The organism is Enterobacter chengduensis, assembly GCF_001984825.2.
Lineage (GTDB): Bacteria > Pseudomonadota > Gammaproteobacteria > Enterobacterales > Enterobacteriaceae > Enterobacter > Enterobacter chengduensis.
The window spans coordinates 3,247,446-3,262,647 of record NZ_CP043318.1; the positions used below are offsets into that span (position 1 = coordinate 3,247,446).

Genomic DNA, 15,202 nt, shown 5'->3' on the forward strand with positions numbered 1-15,202 from the left:
TCGCCGCGAGCAATTTTCTGGCATCTTAACCTAATCTGACTTTCCCATTTTTGTTCAAGTGACGAGTTTGCGAGCAAAGCGATGATAAAGTGGCCCTGGAAAACGAATGAGGCTGGCCGGGATATGGCGCTGCCGTGGGATGAGGCGCTGACGATCCCGGTTCTGGCGAATCTCAACCCGGATGAACACGCGAAGCTGGTTCAGCTGGCGGATCGTTTTTTGCAGCAAAAACGCCTGGTGCCACTGCAGGGTTTCGAACTCGATCCTCTGAAAAACGCGCGTATCGCCCTGCTTTTCTGCCTGCCGGTGCTCGAACTCGGTATTGAGTGGCTGGACGGTTTCCACGAGGTGCTGATCTACCCGGCGCCGTTTATCGTCGACGACGAGTGGCAGGACGATATCGGGCTGGTGCACAACCAGCGCGTGGTGCAGTCCGGACAAAGCTGGCAGCAGGGGCCGATTATCCTCAACTGGCTCGACATTCAGGACTCGTTCGACGCTTCCGGTTTTAACCTGGTTATCCATGAGGTGGCGCACAAGCTGGATACCCGCAACGGCGATCGCGCCAGCGGCGTCCCGCTGATCCCGCTTCGCGAGGTGGCTGGCTGGGAGCACGACCTGCATGCGGCGATGGATAATATTCAGGATGAAATAGACCTGGTGGGCGAAAGCGCGGCCAGCATTGACGCCTATGCGGCAACCGACCCGGCCGAGTGCTTTGCGGTGCTTTCGGAGTATTTCTTCAGCGCGCCCGAGCTTTTCGCGCCCCGTTTCCCGGCGCTGTGGCAGCGTTTCTGCCAGTTCTATCAGCAGGATCCCCTGCAGCGTCTCCGGCAAAATGAAGCGTCTGACGGGCAGGCCTCCCGCCAGATCCATTAAGGTTTTTCAGGACGGGTACGCGCGGTTGACCGTACCCCGATGCTCACCGCTAAAAACAGCAACGCCATTCCCCATGCGGCCACCGTCAAAGATTGCTCTGAGAAAAAGCGCGTCACCACGGGCACCAGCAGCGCGCTGACGCCGTAGCCTAACGTGTGGCTGGTGGCGATGACGCCCGCGCCCTTCCCGGTGGTGAGCCGGTCGTTCAGCAGCAGCTGGTAGCCCGGCGTGGCCATCGCCGCCCCGAGTGACGTAATAACGATCCCCACGTAGAACAGCGTTAAACCCGCGACGGACATCAGCCCAAGCCCTGCCACCATCAGCACCGCCGCGATGCAGAGCAGCGTCATCGGGGTGAAATGCTGCGGGCGAACCACCAGAAACTGCGCCGCGAGCGTCGCCAGCGCGGCCAGGCTCAGCAGAAGCGCAACATGATGGCTGATCTCGCGGGCGTTGCCGTCCAGCAGCGGGCTAAGATGCGGTGACAGGCCAAGCTGCATCAGGCTCACCAGCGCCGCCAGCAGCAGCGCCATCAGCAGGAACGGCAGCATGGAGGCCTGCAGGCGGGTCGCCTGGTGCGCCACCGGCGGCAGCGGCGGATCTGCGGCTTCGCGAAGCACCAGCAGCAGGGCAACCAACGGCGCGACCGCCATCAGCCAGAGCGGCGCCACCGGGCTGACGCTGAGCATCAGCGCCGCCAGCGGCGGGCCGAGCAAACGTCCGCAGCTGAGGCCGGAGCTTATCGTCGCCAGCGCCGCCATTCTTTTATCCAGCCCCGCACGCTGAATCGCCCAGGTCTGGGCCGCAGGCACCAGCCCTGAAACCGTCAGCCCGTAGAGCAGGCGCGAGAAGATCAGCCCCGCCATTCCCCAGACCGCATCCAGCCGTCCGGCCGCCATCGCCCAGACCACCAGCGCCATGACGACGAAGCTGGCCAGGTAGCCGCTCAGCGAGGCCAGCATCACCGCCTTGCACCCTCTCCGCTCGCTCTGGCGTCCCCACCAGGGCGATGCCGGTAAAAAGAGCATGGAGCCAAACATCAGCAGCCCGGCCCAGACCGAGAGCGACAGCCCGGTCAGGGTCACCAGCTGCGGGAGCATCACCAGCAGGCCGTTTTGCCCGATACCCAGTAAGCCCGCAGATAGCGCCAGGGTCCAGTTAGCTTTTGAGGTGACGTTTTCCGTCAAGGTTTCAGAGTCAGCGCGCATAAGAATGTGAACATAGTGTCAATAAATGTGTGGAAATTATGAAGTTTATGAAAACAAATATTGCAAAAATGGTTGCGACTGTAAACAGAATGAATATCATAACGAGAATTATTATCAATCATGGAATGAGGTACACCTATGCGTGCTCTGCCCCGCTCTGCCGGTACAGACGTTGCGGCCCAGTGTTTTTTAAACGCCCTCTTGCGCGAAACGAAGGACTGGCGCTATCTCCCCGCTACCGCCGCGGATGCGCTATCCGAGATCCATATCCCGCTTTCCCAAACCCAGGCGCTTCGGGTGCCGGTACGCTATTTCTCTCCCACTCAGCATCATCAGTACCGTTTCCCGGCAACGCTTATTCAAAGCAACAGCGACAATGGTGACGCCGTCACCTTTACCCAACTGGTTGATTTAATTCTTGAAAAACCGTCCGTAAAGGCCTCTTTGGATGCCGATACGCTGGCGCGTTTTAAGCAGCGCGTCTTTGAGAGCCATGCGCACACCTGGCAGGCGATCGATCTGCGCCACGGCTGGCCAACCCTGCGCGATAGGCCGCTGACGTTTGCCGAAGCCGAACAGGCCCTGCTGGTCGGCCACGCGTTTCACCCCGCGCCAAAATCCCACGAGCCGTTCAGCGAAACCGAGGCGCGTCGCTATCTGCCCGACTTCGCCTCCCGCTTCCCGCTGCGCTGGTTTGCCGTTGAGAGCACGCTCGTGGCCGGCGACAGCCTGAACGTCTCCCTGCGTGAGCGCCTGCTGCGCTTCGCGGCCCAGAGCGCGCCCGAGCTGCTCGGCCACTTCACCGACACCCGCTGGCTGCTGCCGATGCATCCGTGGCAGGCCGACTATCTGCTCGAGCAGGCCTGGTGCCAGCGTCTGGTGGAAAACGGTTCACTGCAGGACCTGGGCGAGGCGGGCGCGCAGTGGCTGCCCACCAGCTCCTCCCGCTCGCTGTACAGCGAGACCAACAGCGACATGATTAAGTTCTCCCTCAGCGTGCGTCTGACCAACTCCGTGCGCACGCTGTCGGTCAAAGAGGTTAAGCGCGGCATGCGCCTGGCGCGCCTGGCGAAAACGGAACGCTGGCAGGATTTACAGGCGCGGTACCCGACCATGCGCGTGATGCAGGAAGACGGCTGGGCGGGGCTGCGTGACGAAAGCGGCGCAATTCAGGAAGAGAGCCTGATGGCCCTGCGCGTCAACCTGCTGTTCGACACGCCTGACACCCAGACCGACGTGCTGGTGAGCCTGACCCAGGCCGCGCCGGACGGCGGCGACAGCCTGCTGGCCTCCGCGGTGCGCCGTCTGAGCCAGCGTCTGGACTTACCGCTCGCCCAGGCCGCCCGCTGCTGGCTGGACGCCTACTGCGACCGCGTGCTGCTGCCGCTGTTCAGCGCCGAGGCGGACTACGGTCTGGTCCTGCTGGCGCACCAGCAGAATATCCTCGTCGAGATGCAGCAGGATTTCCCGGTCGGGCTTATCTACCGCGACTGCCAGGGCAGCGCGTGGACCGAAGGGGCCGACGCGTGGCTCAAAGAGGCGGGCGAAACGGAGGTGGAAAACCGCTTCGGTGAGAGCCAGCTGCTGCGCTACTTCCCTTACTACCTGCTGCTGAACTCTACCCTTGCCGTCACCGCCGCCCTCGCCGCCGCCGGTTTCGACAGCGAGGAGAACCTGATGTCCCGCGTACGCGACGCGCTGGCCGAACTGCGCAAGACGGCGAAGCAGACCCGCTGCCTCGACTACGTGCTCGACAGCCCGACATGGAACTGCAAAGGCAACTTCTTCTGCTACCTGCACGATCGCAATGAAAACACCATCGCCGATCCGGCGGTGATCTATTTCGACTTTAGCAACCCGTTTTACAAGGAGAAGGCGTAATGGCCATCGCGAATATCGTCCATTCCGGCTACGGCTTTCGCTGCACCGCAACGGATCGCGCCCTGCCGCTGACGTTGGGTCTCGACGGCAGCGCGGTGCTGGAGCATCTGAATGCGATCCCGGACGGCTGGCTGGTGGAAGCCCTGGACCAGCTGTTTGTGGCCGCCCCCGCGCTGACCGGCATTACCCTGCCGTGGGCAGCCTGGCAGGATGAACCGCAGGCAAAGGCGCTGTTTAGCCTCGTCCACGGGGACTATCTGGCGCGTGAAACCTTCTGGCAGCTGCCGCTGTGGCTGAAAGGCGAACGGCCACAGGCCAGCGGCGGTATGCAGTTTGACGAGAGCCGCCAGCTGTTCTTCCCGCTGCGTCCTCACCGCCCCGAGGGCGAAGTGTATCGTCGTTACGATCCGCAAATTAAGCGCACGCTGAGCTTCCGCGTGGCCGACGTAGCGCTGGACGGCGAGCGCTTTACTCAATGGATGAATAACCCGCGCGTGAACGCCTTCTGGGAGATGGCGGGCCCGCAGGCCGAGCAGGAGAACTACCTGCGCCGTCAGCTCGACTCGTCGTACTGCTACCCGGTCATCGGCTGCTTCGACGACCAGCCGTTCGGCTATTTTGAACTCTACTGGGCGCCGGAAGATCGCATCGGCCGCCACTACCGCTGGCAGCCGTTTGACCGCGGGCTGCACATGCTGGTGGGGGAAGAGAACTGGCGCGGGGCGCAGTACATCCGCAGCTGGCTGCGCGGCCTGAGCCACTATCTGTATCTCGACGAGCCGCGCACCACGCGGATCGTCGCCGAACCGCGCTTCGACAACCAGCGCCTGTTCCGCCATCTGGACTCCGCCGGTTTTGACACGGTGAAAGAGTTCGACTTCCCGCACAAGCGCTCGCGCCTCATCATGAGCCAGCGTCACCGCTTCTTCAGCGAGGTGGGCCTGTGAACGCGCTCTGGGAAAAAGTGAACCGCGAGATGGTGGCGAAGATCCTCGCCGAGCTGGAATACGAACGCACCCTGCGCGCCGAATCCCTGGACGTGGACCGCTGGCAAATCAGAATGGGCAGCGAAACATGGCAGTTTCGCGCCGCGCGCGGGATCTGGGGCTGGCTGCATATCGACCCGGACAGCCTGACCACCGCCAGCGGCGATGCCGTGGAGGCGGAAAGCGCGCTGCTGCAGCTGGCGACCGTGCTGGAGATGAGCGACGCGCAAACGGCGGAGCACATGGAAGATCTCTACGCCACGCTGCGCGGCGACATGCAGCTGCTGCAAGCGCGTGAAGGACTGGACGCGGACGCGCTGATCCACCTCGACCCGGACGAATTACAGTGTCTGATGAGCGGCCACCCGAAGTTTATTTTCAACAAGGGGCGCCGCGGCTGGGGGCTGGACGCCCTGCGCCAGTACGCGCCGGAGTACCGCGGGCGTTTTCGTCTGCACTGGATTGCCGTTCAACGGGAGCATCTGGTCTGGAGCAGCGACGCCGATTGCGACATTCACAGCCTGCTGTCCAGCGCCATGGACAATGCCGAGCGCGCCCGGTTCGACGCCCGCTGGCAGGCGCTGGGTCTCGACGACGGCTGGCTGCCGGTGCCGCTGCACCCGTGGCAGTGGCAGCAGAAAATTGCCGTTCATTTCGTGGCGCAGCTGGCGCGCGGAGAGATGGTTGCGCTGGGCGAATTTGGCGATGAGTATCTGTCGCAGCAGTCTCTGCGCACGCTCACCAACGCCAGCCGTCGCGCGCCGTATGACATCAAGCTCCCGCTGACCGTCTACAACACCTCCTGCTATCGCGGGATCCCGGGCAAATACATTGCCGCCGGGCCGCTGGCCTCGCGCTGGCTGCAGCAGCAGTTCACCGCCGACGCCACGCTTGCCCGCTCCGGTGCGCAGGTGCTTGGCGAACCCGCCGCCGGCTATTTGTCGCATCCGGGCTATGCCGCATTGCCGAAAGCGCCCTACCGCTACCAGGAGATGCTGGGGGTGATCTGGCGCGAGAACCCGTCCTGCTATCTGCAGGACGGCGAACAGGCGGTGCTCCTGGCGGCGCTAATGGAAACCGACAGCGCCGGGCGCCCGCTGATCGACGCGTGGATCGCGCGCTCCGGGTTAAGCGCCGACGCGTGGCTGGAAAAGCTGTTTGAGGCATCGGTGATCCCGTTCTATCACCTGCTCTGCCGCTACGGCGTGGCGCTGATCGCCCACGGTCAGAACGTGACGCTGGTGATGAAGGACTACGTGCCGCAGCGCATCCTGCTGAAGGATTTCCAGGGCGATATGCGCCTGGTGGATGAAGATTTCCCGCAGGCCCAGAGCCTGCCGGAGCAGGTGAAGGCCGTCACGGCGCGCCTGAGCGCGGATTACATCATTCACGACCTGCAAACCGGCAACTTTGTCACGGTGCTGCGCTTTATCTCGCGCCTCACCCAGCAAAGCGGCGTCAGCGAAGCGCGCTTCTATCAGATCCTCGGCGGCGTTCTGCACCGCTATATGGCCGCGCACCCCGAGCTTGCCGAGCGCTTCGCGAAGTTCGACCTGTTTAAGCCGCAGATTATTCGCGTGATCCTCAACCCGGTCAAGCTGACCTTCTCCGAACACGACGGCGGCAGCCGCATGCTGCCGAACTACGTCACCGACCTTGATAACCCTCTGTTTCTCGCCTCCCGGGAGTCCGCGCAATGAAAACCTATGATTTCATCGGCATTGGTATTGGCCCGTTTAACCTCAGCATCGCCGCGCTGGCCGAAGGGCTGAACGGCTTTAGCTCGCTGTTTCTTGAGCGTAAACCGCACTTCTCCTGGCACCCGGGGATGATGGTGCCGGACTGCCACATGCAGTCCAGCTTCCTGAAGGATCTGGTCAGCGCCGTGGAGCCCACCAACCGCCACAGCTTCCTGAACTACCTGGTGCAGCGTAAAAAGTTTTACCGCTTCCTGACCACCGAGCAGCGCACCGTTTCCCGCGAAGAGTTTGCCGATTACCTGTGCTGGGCGGCGGACAACCTCACCAACCTCGCCTTCAGCCAGCAGGTGCAGCAGGTGAGCTTTGACGAGAAAAGCGGCCTGTTTGAGGTGGTAACCCAGCGCGATCGCTTCCTGGCACGCCACGTCTGCGTGGGGATTGGCAAACAGATCAACCTCCCGGACTGCGTTACGACGCAGGACGATACCTGCTTCCACGCCAGCGAGATGATGCTGCGCACGCCGGATCTCGCGGGCAAGCGCGTCACCGTCGTCGGCGGCGGCCAGAGCGGCGCCGATCTGTTCCTGAATATCTTCCGCGGCGAGTGGGGCCAGCCGCTGAGCCTGAACTGGGTGTCGCGCCGCAACAACTACAACGCGCTGGATGAGGCCGCCTTTGCCAACGAGTATTTCACGCCGGAGTACGTGGACAGCTTCTCCACGCTGGGTGAAGAGGCGCGTCGTCAGATGCTGCACGAGCAGAAGATGACCTCCGACGGCATCACCACCGAGTCCCTGCTGGCGATTTACCGCGCCATGTACCACCGCTTTGAAGTGCTGCGTGAAAAACCCTGGGCGCACCTTCTGCCGTCCCGCTCGGTGACGTCACTGGCGCGTCAGGAAAACGGTCAGCGCCTGAGCATTCAGCATCATCTCGACGGCGGACGCGAGCAGCTGGATACCGACGTGGTGATTTTCGCCACCGGCTATCGCGCCGTTCAGCCTGCGTTCCTCGCACCGCTGTCGCACCGCCTGCAGCTGGATAACGACGAAGCCTTCTGCATCAACAACGATTTCACCCTTGAATGGGACGGCCCGCAGAGCAACCGCCTGTTCGCCGTGAATGCCGGGATGCACCGTCTCGGCATTGCCGAACCCCAGCTCAGCCTGATGGCCTGGCGCGCGGCGCGCATTCTGAATCGCGCGCACCCCGACGAGCCGTTTGAGCTGGCTACCACACCCGGCGTTATCCACTGGCGCACCACCGCCAGCCAGGACAGCAGCCCGGTTTTTAACGCGTTAGAGAAAACGACCGAGTACTGACACACACAATCAGGATCAACATAACAATGAAACGTTCTCATCTTTGGGTTTTAAATCCTTGCTTGCTTGCAATGCTTTCTACCTCTGCGTGGGCGGAAGAACAAAAGGAAGAAAATATCGTTGTCTCCGCCAGCCGCGCGCACCGCAGCGTGGCGGAGATGGCGCAGACCACCTGGGTCATTGAGCGTGCTGAAATTGAGCAGCAGGTTCAGGGCGGGAAAGAGATTAAAGAAGTGCTGGCGCAGCTGATCCCGGGCATGGACGTCAGCAGCCAGGGGCGTACCAACTACGGCATGAACCTGCGCGGCCGCTCGATGATGGTGATGGTGGACGGCGTTCGCCTGAACTCCTCCCGCAGCGACAGCCGCCAGCTCGACTCTATCGATCCGTTCAACATTGACCGTATCGAAGTGATCTCCGGCGCCACGTCACTCTACGGCGGCGGCAGCACCGGCGGCCTGGTGAACATCGTCACCAAAAAGGGCCAGCCGGAAACCGAAGTGGAGTTCCAGACCGGGGCAAAGAGCGGGTTTAACAGCCACAACGATCACGATGAGAACGTGTCGGCAGCGGTCAGCGGCGGCAACGACAACGCGTCCGGCCGTCTGTCGGTGTCGTATCAGCGCTACGGCGGCTGGTACGACGGCAACGGCGACGAGGTGATTATCGATAACACCCAGACCGGCCTGCAGTATTCCGACCGTATTGACGTGATGGGCACCGGCACCCTCAATATTGACGAACACCAGCAGCTGCAGCTGACGACCCAGTACTACAAGAGCGAGTCCGACGGCAAGCACGGGCTGTATCTCGGGAAGAACTTCTCGGCGGTCACGGGGGATGCGACCGCGTACAACAAAGGTAACCTCGATTCTGACCGCGTGCCGGGCACCGAGCGCCATCTGATCAACCTGCAGTACTCTAATACCGACTTCTGGGGCCAGGATCTGGTCGCGCAGATTTACTATCGCGACGAGAGCCTGACCTATTATCCGTTCCCGACCCTGACCAAAGGCGTGGTGAGCAGCATCGGCGCGTCGCAGCAGAAAACCGATTTCTACGGCGGCAAGCTGACGCTGAACAGCAAGCCGGTGGACGATTTAACCCTGACCTGGGGTGTGGATGCCGACCACGAAACCTTCGACGCCAACCAGCAGTTCTTTAACCTGAGCAAAGCCGCGGCGAGCGGCGGCATGGAGCTGGATAACGCCTACAACGTGGGCCGCTACCCGGGCTACAGCATCACCAACCTTGCCCCGTTCCTGCAGGCCAGCTACGACATTGACGCGATCACCCTGAGCGGCGGCGTGCGCTACCAGTACACCGAGAACAAGGTGGACGACTTTGTCGGCTACGCCCAGCAGCAGGCCATCGCCACCGGGAAAGCCACCTCCGCCGACGCGGTGCCGGGCGGAAAAACCGATTACAACAACTTCCTGTTTAACGCCGGGATCCTCGGTCGTCTGACCGAACAGCAGCAGGTGTGGTTTAACTTCTCCCAGGGCTTCGAAATTCCGGACCTGGCGAAGTACTACGGCTCCGGTACCTATCAGCTCAGCAACGGCCACTATCGCCTGCTGAACAGCGTCAACGTTAACGACTCAACGCTGGACGGTATTAAGGTCAACGCGTACGAGCTGGGCTGGCGCTATACCGGGGATAACCTGCGCACGCAGGTGGCGGCGTATTACTCGCTCTCGGATAAAACCATCACCATCAACAAGACGGACATGACCATCAACCTGGAAGACGACAAGCGTCGTATCTACGGGGTGGAAGGCCAGGTGGACTATTTCTTCACCGACAGCGACTGGAGCACCGGCGCGAACTTTAACGCCATCAAGTCTGAAACCCGCGAAAACGGCAAATGGGAGAAGCTGACGGTGGACAGCGCCAGCCCGTCGAAAGCCAGCGCGTGGGTCAACTGGGCGCCGGGCGACTGGACCCTGCGCGTGCAGAGCACGCAGACCTTTGACGTGTCTGACGCCGACGGCAAGAAGATCGATGGCTATAACACGGTCGACTTCCTGGGCAGCTACGCCCTGCCGGTGGGGAAAGTCAGCTTCAGCGTGGAAAACCTGCTGGACAAAGACTACACCACCGCCTGGGGCCAGCGCGCGCCGGGGCTGTATAGCCCAACCTACGGTGCACCGGGCCTGTATACCTATAAAGGCCGCGGACGCACGTTTGGTCTGAACTACTCCGTCCTGTTCTAATCCTGCGCGCCGCCTGCGGGCGGCGCAATTTGCTGTGTAATTTCAGCGCGAATTTGCTATAAAATCAGCGATTTGCTGAAATTGTCGGCAAACGAACGAAAAGTGCATTTTCCCCCTTTGACAAGACGAACTGAGGTCGATAATATGCGCCTCGTTCACACGATTCCTCTGTAGTTCAGTCGGTAGAACGGCGGACTGTTAATCCGTATGTCACTGGTTCGAGTCCAGTCAGAGGAGCCAAATTTAAAAAGCCTGCTTTTAAAGCAGGCTTTTTGCTTTTCTGCGTCTCTGATGTTAATTCAGAATCGCATCCAGCCTGGCAAGCACCTCATTTACAACATCATCCGGTATGCGTTCCAGCCGTTTGCCGCTCCGGGCAGCCATATCAATGGTTCTGGGCTGGTCGAAGCGAATAGCGCCCATCGTTTTTGTTCCCGCACCGTCCAGGGAGACGGTAAAACCGTCTGCACGTGCAAAGTTTCCGCCGCTGGGCTGAGCATTATGGACAACCATCCAGCGCAGGCTGGAAACGTATGTTTTTCCAGATATCGGGATGTATTAATCAACGGGGAGCAGGTCACCTTAGCTAAAAATTAATAAAAAGAAAGGGCATTCTAGCCCCTCCGTATTTAAGCTACTGTAGCTAATATTTCTGATAGAAAATCTGTAAAATACGAAAATGAACTAAAAACATTTTCAGTACCTACATTATCTCTAATTTCAAACAGATTTTTTATACTGTCGTAGGTAAATATAGAAATGCTGTCATTGCCAATCACTATTCGCTCACTTAAATCAGGATTGATGTAATCATCATTATTCCTGTAAAAATCATTCATTACAAACAAGTTTCTTACTAATGGCTCAGGTATGGATAGGCTAAACAAGATCAGCCCATCAAATTCAAATCCATCCATTGTTTCTAAGAAAGTAACATAATCTGGCTGATTTACGAATAATAGATAAACTTCATCACCTAACTTTTCCAGCATTGGGCTTAAGCCAGCAGTTGATTTTCGCTTAGTCATACTCTCTATGTATTGGCCTGTGATAGGCTCTTCTATTGGATAATTCCAATTGGTCATTTTGCTTTTTAAATCATTCAGAATTTCACTAATATTATTACGCATTTTAATTCCTAATAATTAATTTAGCGGATAAATTGAACCAGTTGGCACAGCCCACGGAGTAACTTTGCTCTCACCTGCTATCATACCTCTTGTTACGGATGATTGCATATTGGTAAGCACTTTATGGAATGGTTCATTTTCAATCAATGACAGGTTATCAAAAGCGTTCGTACCACCATCATCTAACGGTAACTTGTGGTGAACGCTCCAACCGACAGGAACACCACCTTCTGACATACGTAATAAATCGGACGGATTAAACTTGCTTGCAGCTTCCGGTATACCGGCTATATCTTTAAGGAAGCCCTTCCTGACAGAAATATTAAACTCTCGTCTTAAAGCTGCTGCTTCAGCAGGGTCGCGCTTAATGTAGTTAATTTGCTTAATTTCTAATCCATCAAGAAAATTAGTTTCACCTCTTAACTTTCCTAAGTATCTATTCATCTCTTCATATAGTTTAGCATTAGGTCTTTTAGCTAAAAGGATTGAAACCGCTGCTATCGCTGAACCTGCTGTTTTTTCATTTAATACCTGGTCATAACCCTGAACAGCGTCACCGCCTAATTGCTCTGCCGTTTTCCTGAATCCTTCAATGTTTCCATTATAAACGCCGTCAGCAGCTAACAAACGTCCTGCTGCTTTACTGTTAATCGTTTTGGCGGCTTGAGCGTGTTGTATAGGAGCATCTGAATAATGAATCTTTTGTGTTGGTGCTGGTTTCCTTCCCTGATGGCTATCTAAGCACTTTCGGTAAGCATCTCTAACTTCCATCTCAAACCATTCATGCCAATGACTCATAAAGCAATCATAGACAAGATCACCTTTCTCATCAAAATAGAATGGATGATTATAGTAATCCCATTGTTCAGATTCATCTATTCCAATAAACCAGCCAATATCTATATTATGCTGTGTATGGTCATAAGCACCGTCATATATACCATTACGTTTACGGTCATACTTAGTTGAAAAGGAGGTGATAAATTCGCTCTTCCGCTTTGGCATTTGTTGGAGGCTAAAGTGAGAGTAGTTGTCAGAATCAAGATCGTAGTAAATTCTTGCTCTTTCAAAAGCTATTTCTGGCCTCAGTATGTATTGGAAATCTTCCGGGCTAAGCTCTCTTGCTGCATCCCATACCATCAATAATCTAAAATCGTGCATGCAGATCCCTCGCAATGTTAAGGGATTATGTTAGCATTGCTCGCTATGTGGTCAATAATTTATATTATGAATGCGAGAAACCAAAGCATTTACCATCTGAATATGCAATATTGCCACAAGCAGGAAGTAACGATGGGTGTAAAGGCCATAATAATTTACTTTCAATTCTTCTCGTATGCGGGTTTAGATGTTTTCTTTCTTCCGTCGGTGCTTTTGGCTTTATCGTAAGTCCGAAATACAATGAGCCTCTCTATGGAAGTTTGCTTGTAGCACAAATCTGATTGTCATATTTACCTGCGGTCAGAACAGCAATCTATAATGTGAGAAACATCACATTTAAAAACAGCAACAACATTTGGGACCTTATTAAGGGCCTCATTTAAATCTTAAAGATTTAATTTATTTTAATTCATTAAGGTATGTGCAAAAACGCATCCAGTCAGAGGAGCCAAATTTAAAAAGCCTGCTTTTAAAGCAGGCTTTTTGCTTTTCTGTTAGCCGTTGCTTTCCACAGCCCCTGTCAGCTGACGCCAGGCCGCCACTTCCTCATCCAGCCACTCGCTAAAGAGAGCCACCTCCGGTTTTGCTTCCGTTAACTGCGACGTCACCAGCCAGTAAGGCCAGGGATACGGTGCGGTGAAAGGGGTAAGCTGGACCAGTTCGCCCCGGGTGATGGCATCCTGTACCAGAGAGCGGCGCTCCAGCGCGATACCTTTACCGAGTCTGACAGCCTCAAGGACTAAATTTGAGTCGTTAATGCATAACCCGCCGGGCACGATATCTTTTTCCAGTCCCGCATTGAAACACCAGGTTTTCCACGACTCCATGGAGAATATGATTTTACTCTTCGCCACCTCGGCTGGCGTTGCCGGGAGGACGCCGCCGTTATACCCGGGTGCAGCAACCACAATCAGCTCATCTGAAAAAAGATAATGGCAGTCGCTTCCTTCCCAGTTACCTTTCCCCATGCGTATCGCCACGTCTATCCCTTCCTGCTGCATGCTGGTGATCGTCAGGCTGGCCTGGATCCGCAGCGTGATGTGCGGATATTTTTCCCGAAACCGCTCCAGACGCGGCAACAGCCAGTGACAACCAAAAGACGGCACCATCGCCAGCGTCAGTTCCAGTATCCTCGGTTTCACCTGCACTAAGCGGGTGGCATCCGCGATGTGATTCAGCGCTTCGCGCACCTGTAACGCGTACAGACGCCCCTCTTCGTTGATCTGCACCCCTCGCCCATGACGGATAAACAGCTTCACCCCCACCATCTCCTCCAGCACTTTAATCTGCTGGCTGATGGCGGAATGGGTAACGTGAAGCTCTTTCGCCGCAAGCGTTACGCTGCCAAGGCGAGCCACAGCTTCAAAACTACGCAAACTGGCGATAGGTGGAAAATCCGACATGAAACCACTCCCTCATAGACTGAATCTGATAAACGCCAACCGGCCAATCTGTCAGTAATACTAACTTAGGCCGTAAGATACTGATGATATTCGCCATAACGAATTTATTGTAATGTCTGTTTATCATCTTCAATGAAGCGTTTTTTCACACAGACAGGAAAACTGGAATCATGATAAAGCTGATTGGCATGATGGATTCTCCTTATGTACGCCGCGTGGCGGTCTCCCTGGAACTCTATGGCGTTGCGTTTGAAAGCCAGCCGTTGTCCGTATTCAGCACATTTGAGGCATTTGCCCGGATCAACCCTGCGGTAAAAGCGCCAACGCTGGTTCTGGAGAATGGAACACGTCTGATGGACTCGTCTCTTATACTGAATTATTTTGAGGCACAGGCCGCGCCTGAACGGAGACTCCTGCCCGTGACGCCGGATGCACTGGCGAACGATCTCCAGACCCTGGGCTTTATCCTCGCCGCCGCGGAGAAAGCCGTGCAAAATGTGTACGAACACAACCTGCGCCCGGCGGAGAAACAACATAATCCGTGGATAGAACGTATTACCGTCCAGCTGCTGGCTGCCTGTCGGGAATGGAACGCGCTGCTGGAAGCCCGTCCGGAAAACGCGGTAGCCGATCAGGTTGCTGTTACCAGTACGGTTATCTGGACATTTATTCAGTCAATGATCCCCCACGTCGTTAACGTCGGGGATTTTAAAAAGATTCAGGCGGTTGCCGACGTTTTCGAAAACCAGGCGGCATTTAAAAAATACCCTTTTAGTTAACGCTTCGCTCGGCGTGTTATGGGGCTTTTCAGCCCCTTTTTTTAGGCAGGAATCGACAGACCCGCGGTGGTGGCATAGCGACCGTTGAAAAAGATGAGCGGTTCACCTTCCGTATGTAACGAATCCACCACCTCACCAATGAATATCCAGTGATCGCCACCGTCTACCTGACGCCACATTTTGCATTCAAGATGCGCGAGGGCCCCGTCAATCAAAGGCAGCTTATAGCCGCTGACCCGGTGGTCTACGCGATGAAATTTATCGCTCCCCGCGCTGGCAAAAATATCGCTAACCTGATGCTGATGCCCCGACAGGACATTTATCGCAAAGGCGTCCGCCTCCAGAAAATGCTGAGCGTACCAGGATTGCTTGCGCAGGCTCCAGAGCACCAGCGGGGGTTCCAGTGAGACGGTGTTAAAGCTGCTGATGGTTAGCCCATGGAAATTGTTATCCCCATCCATCATGGTCACAACACACACGCCGGTTGCGAATTGACCAAATACGTTCCGCAACGTTCGGCTATCAAACTGCGCCATA

The 15,202-nt window shown here is 56.7% G+C and carries 12 protein-coding genes, 1 tRNA gene and 1 pseudogene; 8 read left to right on the top strand and 6 right to left on the bottom strand.

The window, feature by feature from the left end; all coding sequences use genetic code 11:
• Nucleotides 1-81 precede the first annotated feature (81 nt).
• The gene (mtfA, locus tag FY206_RS15820) at nt 82-879 is read left to right on the top strand and encodes a DgsA anti-repressor MtfA (protein ID WP_032641477.1); all 798 of its coding nucleotides are present in this window, start codon (nt 82-84) and stop codon (nt 877-879) included.
• Here mtfA and FY206_RS15825 read toward each other — a convergent pair.
• Complete coding sequence (locus FY206_RS15825) at nt 876-2,087, bottom strand: MFS transporter (protein ID WP_032641478.1); 1,212 nt, start codon at nt 2,085-2,087, stop codon at nt 876-878. The two genes, mtfA and FY206_RS15825, sit on opposite strands and share 4 nt — an antisense overlap.
• A 138-nt stretch (nt 2,088-2,225) precedes the next feature.
• On the opposite strand from FY206_RS15825, the gene FY206_RS15830 reads away from it, so the two are divergent.
• From FY206_RS15830 to FY206_RS15855, 6 genes are all read left to right on the top strand, one after another.
• On the top strand, nt 2,226-3,968 hold the full coding sequence (locus tag FY206_RS15830; protein ID WP_032641479.1) for an IucA/IucC family protein: 1,743 nt from the start codon (nt 2,226-2,228) through the stop codon (nt 3,966-3,968).
• Complete coding sequence (locus tag FY206_RS15835) at nt 3,968-4,915, top strand: GNAT family N-acetyltransferase (RefSeq protein ID WP_032641480.1); 948 nt, start codon at nt 3,968-3,970, stop codon at nt 4,913-4,915. The genes FY206_RS15830 and FY206_RS15835 overlap by 1 nt, the downstream gene beginning before the upstream one ends.
• A complete protein-coding gene (gene iucC, locus FY206_RS15840) occupies nt 4,912-6,654 on the top strand; it encodes an IucA/IucC family protein (protein WP_077064130.1) in 1,743 nt (580 codons plus the stop codon). Before FY206_RS15835 ends, iucC begins: the two co-directional genes overlap by 4 nt.
• Nucleotides 6,651-7,976 carry a lysine N(6)-hydroxylase/L-ornithine N(5)-oxygenase family protein gene (locus FY206_RS15845; RefSeq protein WP_077064129.1) on the top strand — a complete coding sequence of 442 codons (1,326 nt, stop codon included), beginning with the start codon at nt 6,651-6,653 and terminating at the stop codon, nt 7,974-7,976. Before iucC ends, FY206_RS15845 begins: the two co-directional genes overlap by 4 nt.
• A 26-nt stretch (nt 7,977-8,002) precedes the next feature.
• Complete coding sequence (locus tag FY206_RS15850; protein ID WP_032641485.1) at nt 8,003-10,192, top strand: TonB-dependent siderophore receptor; 2,190 nt, start codon at nt 8,003-8,005, stop codon at nt 10,190-10,192.
• Nucleotides 10,193-10,356: 164 nt separating this feature from the next.
• A tRNA-Asn gene (locus FY206_RS15855) sits at nt 10,357-10,432 on the top strand.
• A gap of 54 nt (nt 10,433-10,486) precedes the next feature.
• Here FY206_RS15855 and FY206_RS15860 read toward each other — a convergent pair.
• From FY206_RS15860 to FY206_RS15875, 4 genes and pseudogenes are all read right to left on the bottom strand, one after another.
• Nucleotides 10,487-10,681, bottom strand: a pseudogene (locus FY206_RS15860) (type II toxin-antitoxin system PemK/MazF family toxin); the annotation flags it as partial.
• Between the two features lie 140 nt (nt 10,682-10,821).
• Nucleotides 10,822-11,322, bottom strand: a complete 501-nt coding sequence (locus FY206_RS15865; RefSeq protein ID WP_045890542.1) for a YrhA family protein — start codon at nt 11,320-11,322, stop codon at nt 10,822-10,824.
• 15 nt (nt 11,323-11,337) lie between these two features.
• A complete protein-coding gene (locus tag FY206_RS15870) occupies nt 11,338-12,483 on the bottom strand; it encodes an HNH endonuclease signature motif containing protein (protein WP_077064127.1) in 1,146 nt (381 codons plus the stop codon).
• A 494-nt stretch (nt 12,484-12,977) separates the two neighbouring features.
• Nucleotides 12,978-13,886 carry a LysR substrate-binding domain-containing protein gene (locus FY206_RS15875; RefSeq protein ID WP_032641491.1) on the bottom strand — a complete coding sequence of 303 codons (909 nt, stop codon included), beginning with the start codon at nt 13,884-13,886 and terminating at the stop codon, nt 12,978-12,980.
• Between the two features lie 170 nt (nt 13,887-14,056).
• On the opposite strand from FY206_RS15875, the gene FY206_RS15880 reads away from it, so the two are divergent.
• Entirely contained in the window at nt 14,057-14,665 is a 609-nt protein-coding gene (locus tag FY206_RS15880; RefSeq protein ID WP_032641493.1) for a glutathione S-transferase family protein, read from the top strand.
• A gap of 41 nt (nt 14,666-14,706) precedes the next feature.
• Here FY206_RS15880 and FY206_RS15885 read toward each other — a convergent pair whose 3' ends face one another.
• Nucleotides 14,707-15,201 (bottom strand): flavin reductase family protein, encoded by a 495-nt coding sequence (locus tag FY206_RS15885; RefSeq protein WP_032641499.1) that lies wholly within the window; start codon nt 15,199-15,201, stop codon nt 14,707-14,709.
• Nucleotide 15,202 lies beyond the last annotated feature (1 nt).

What these genes read in the sequence shown, in the direction of transcription:
- FY206_RS15880 (WP_032641493.1), top strand. Translation starts at nt 14,057, where the DNA reads ATGATAAAGCTGATTGGCATGATGGATTCTCCTTATGTACGCCGCGTG.
- FY206_RS15825 (WP_032641478.1), bottom strand. Translation starts at nt 2,087, where the DNA reads ATGCGCGCTGACTCTGAAACCTTGACGGAAAACGTCACCTCAAAAGCT.
- FY206_RS15870 (WP_077064127.1), bottom strand. Translation starts at nt 12,483, where the DNA reads ATGCACGATTTTAGATTATTGATGGTATGGGATGCAGCAAGAGAGCTT.
- mtfA (WP_032641477.1), top strand. Translation starts at nt 82, where the DNA reads ATGATAAAGTGGCCCTGGAAAACGAATGAGGCTGGCCGGGATATGGCG.
- FY206_RS15865 (WP_045890542.1), bottom strand. Translation starts at nt 11,322, where the DNA reads ATGCGTAATAATATTAGTGAAATTCTGAATGATTTAAAAAGCAAAATG.
- FY206_RS15845 (WP_077064129.1), top strand. Translation starts at nt 6,651, where the DNA reads ATGAAAACCTATGATTTCATCGGCATTGGTATTGGCCCGTTTAACCTC.
- FY206_RS15885 (WP_032641499.1), bottom strand. Translation starts at nt 15,201, where the DNA reads ATGGCGCAGTTTGATAGCCGAACGTTGCGGAACGTATTTGGTCAATTC.
- FY206_RS15875 (WP_032641491.1), bottom strand. Translation starts at nt 13,886, where the DNA reads ATGTCGGATTTTCCACCTATCGCCAGTTTGCGTAGTTTTGAAGCTGTG.
- FY206_RS15835 (WP_032641480.1), top strand. Translation starts at nt 3,968, where the DNA reads ATGGCCATCGCGAATATCGTCCATTCCGGCTACGGCTTTCGCTGCACC.
- FY206_RS15830 (WP_032641479.1), top strand. Translation starts at nt 2,226, where the DNA reads ATGCGTGCTCTGCCCCGCTCTGCCGGTACAGACGTTGCGGCCCAGTGT.
- FY206_RS15850 (WP_032641485.1), top strand. Translation starts at nt 8,003, where the DNA reads ATGAAACGTTCTCATCTTTGGGTTTTAAATCCTTGCTTGCTTGCAATG.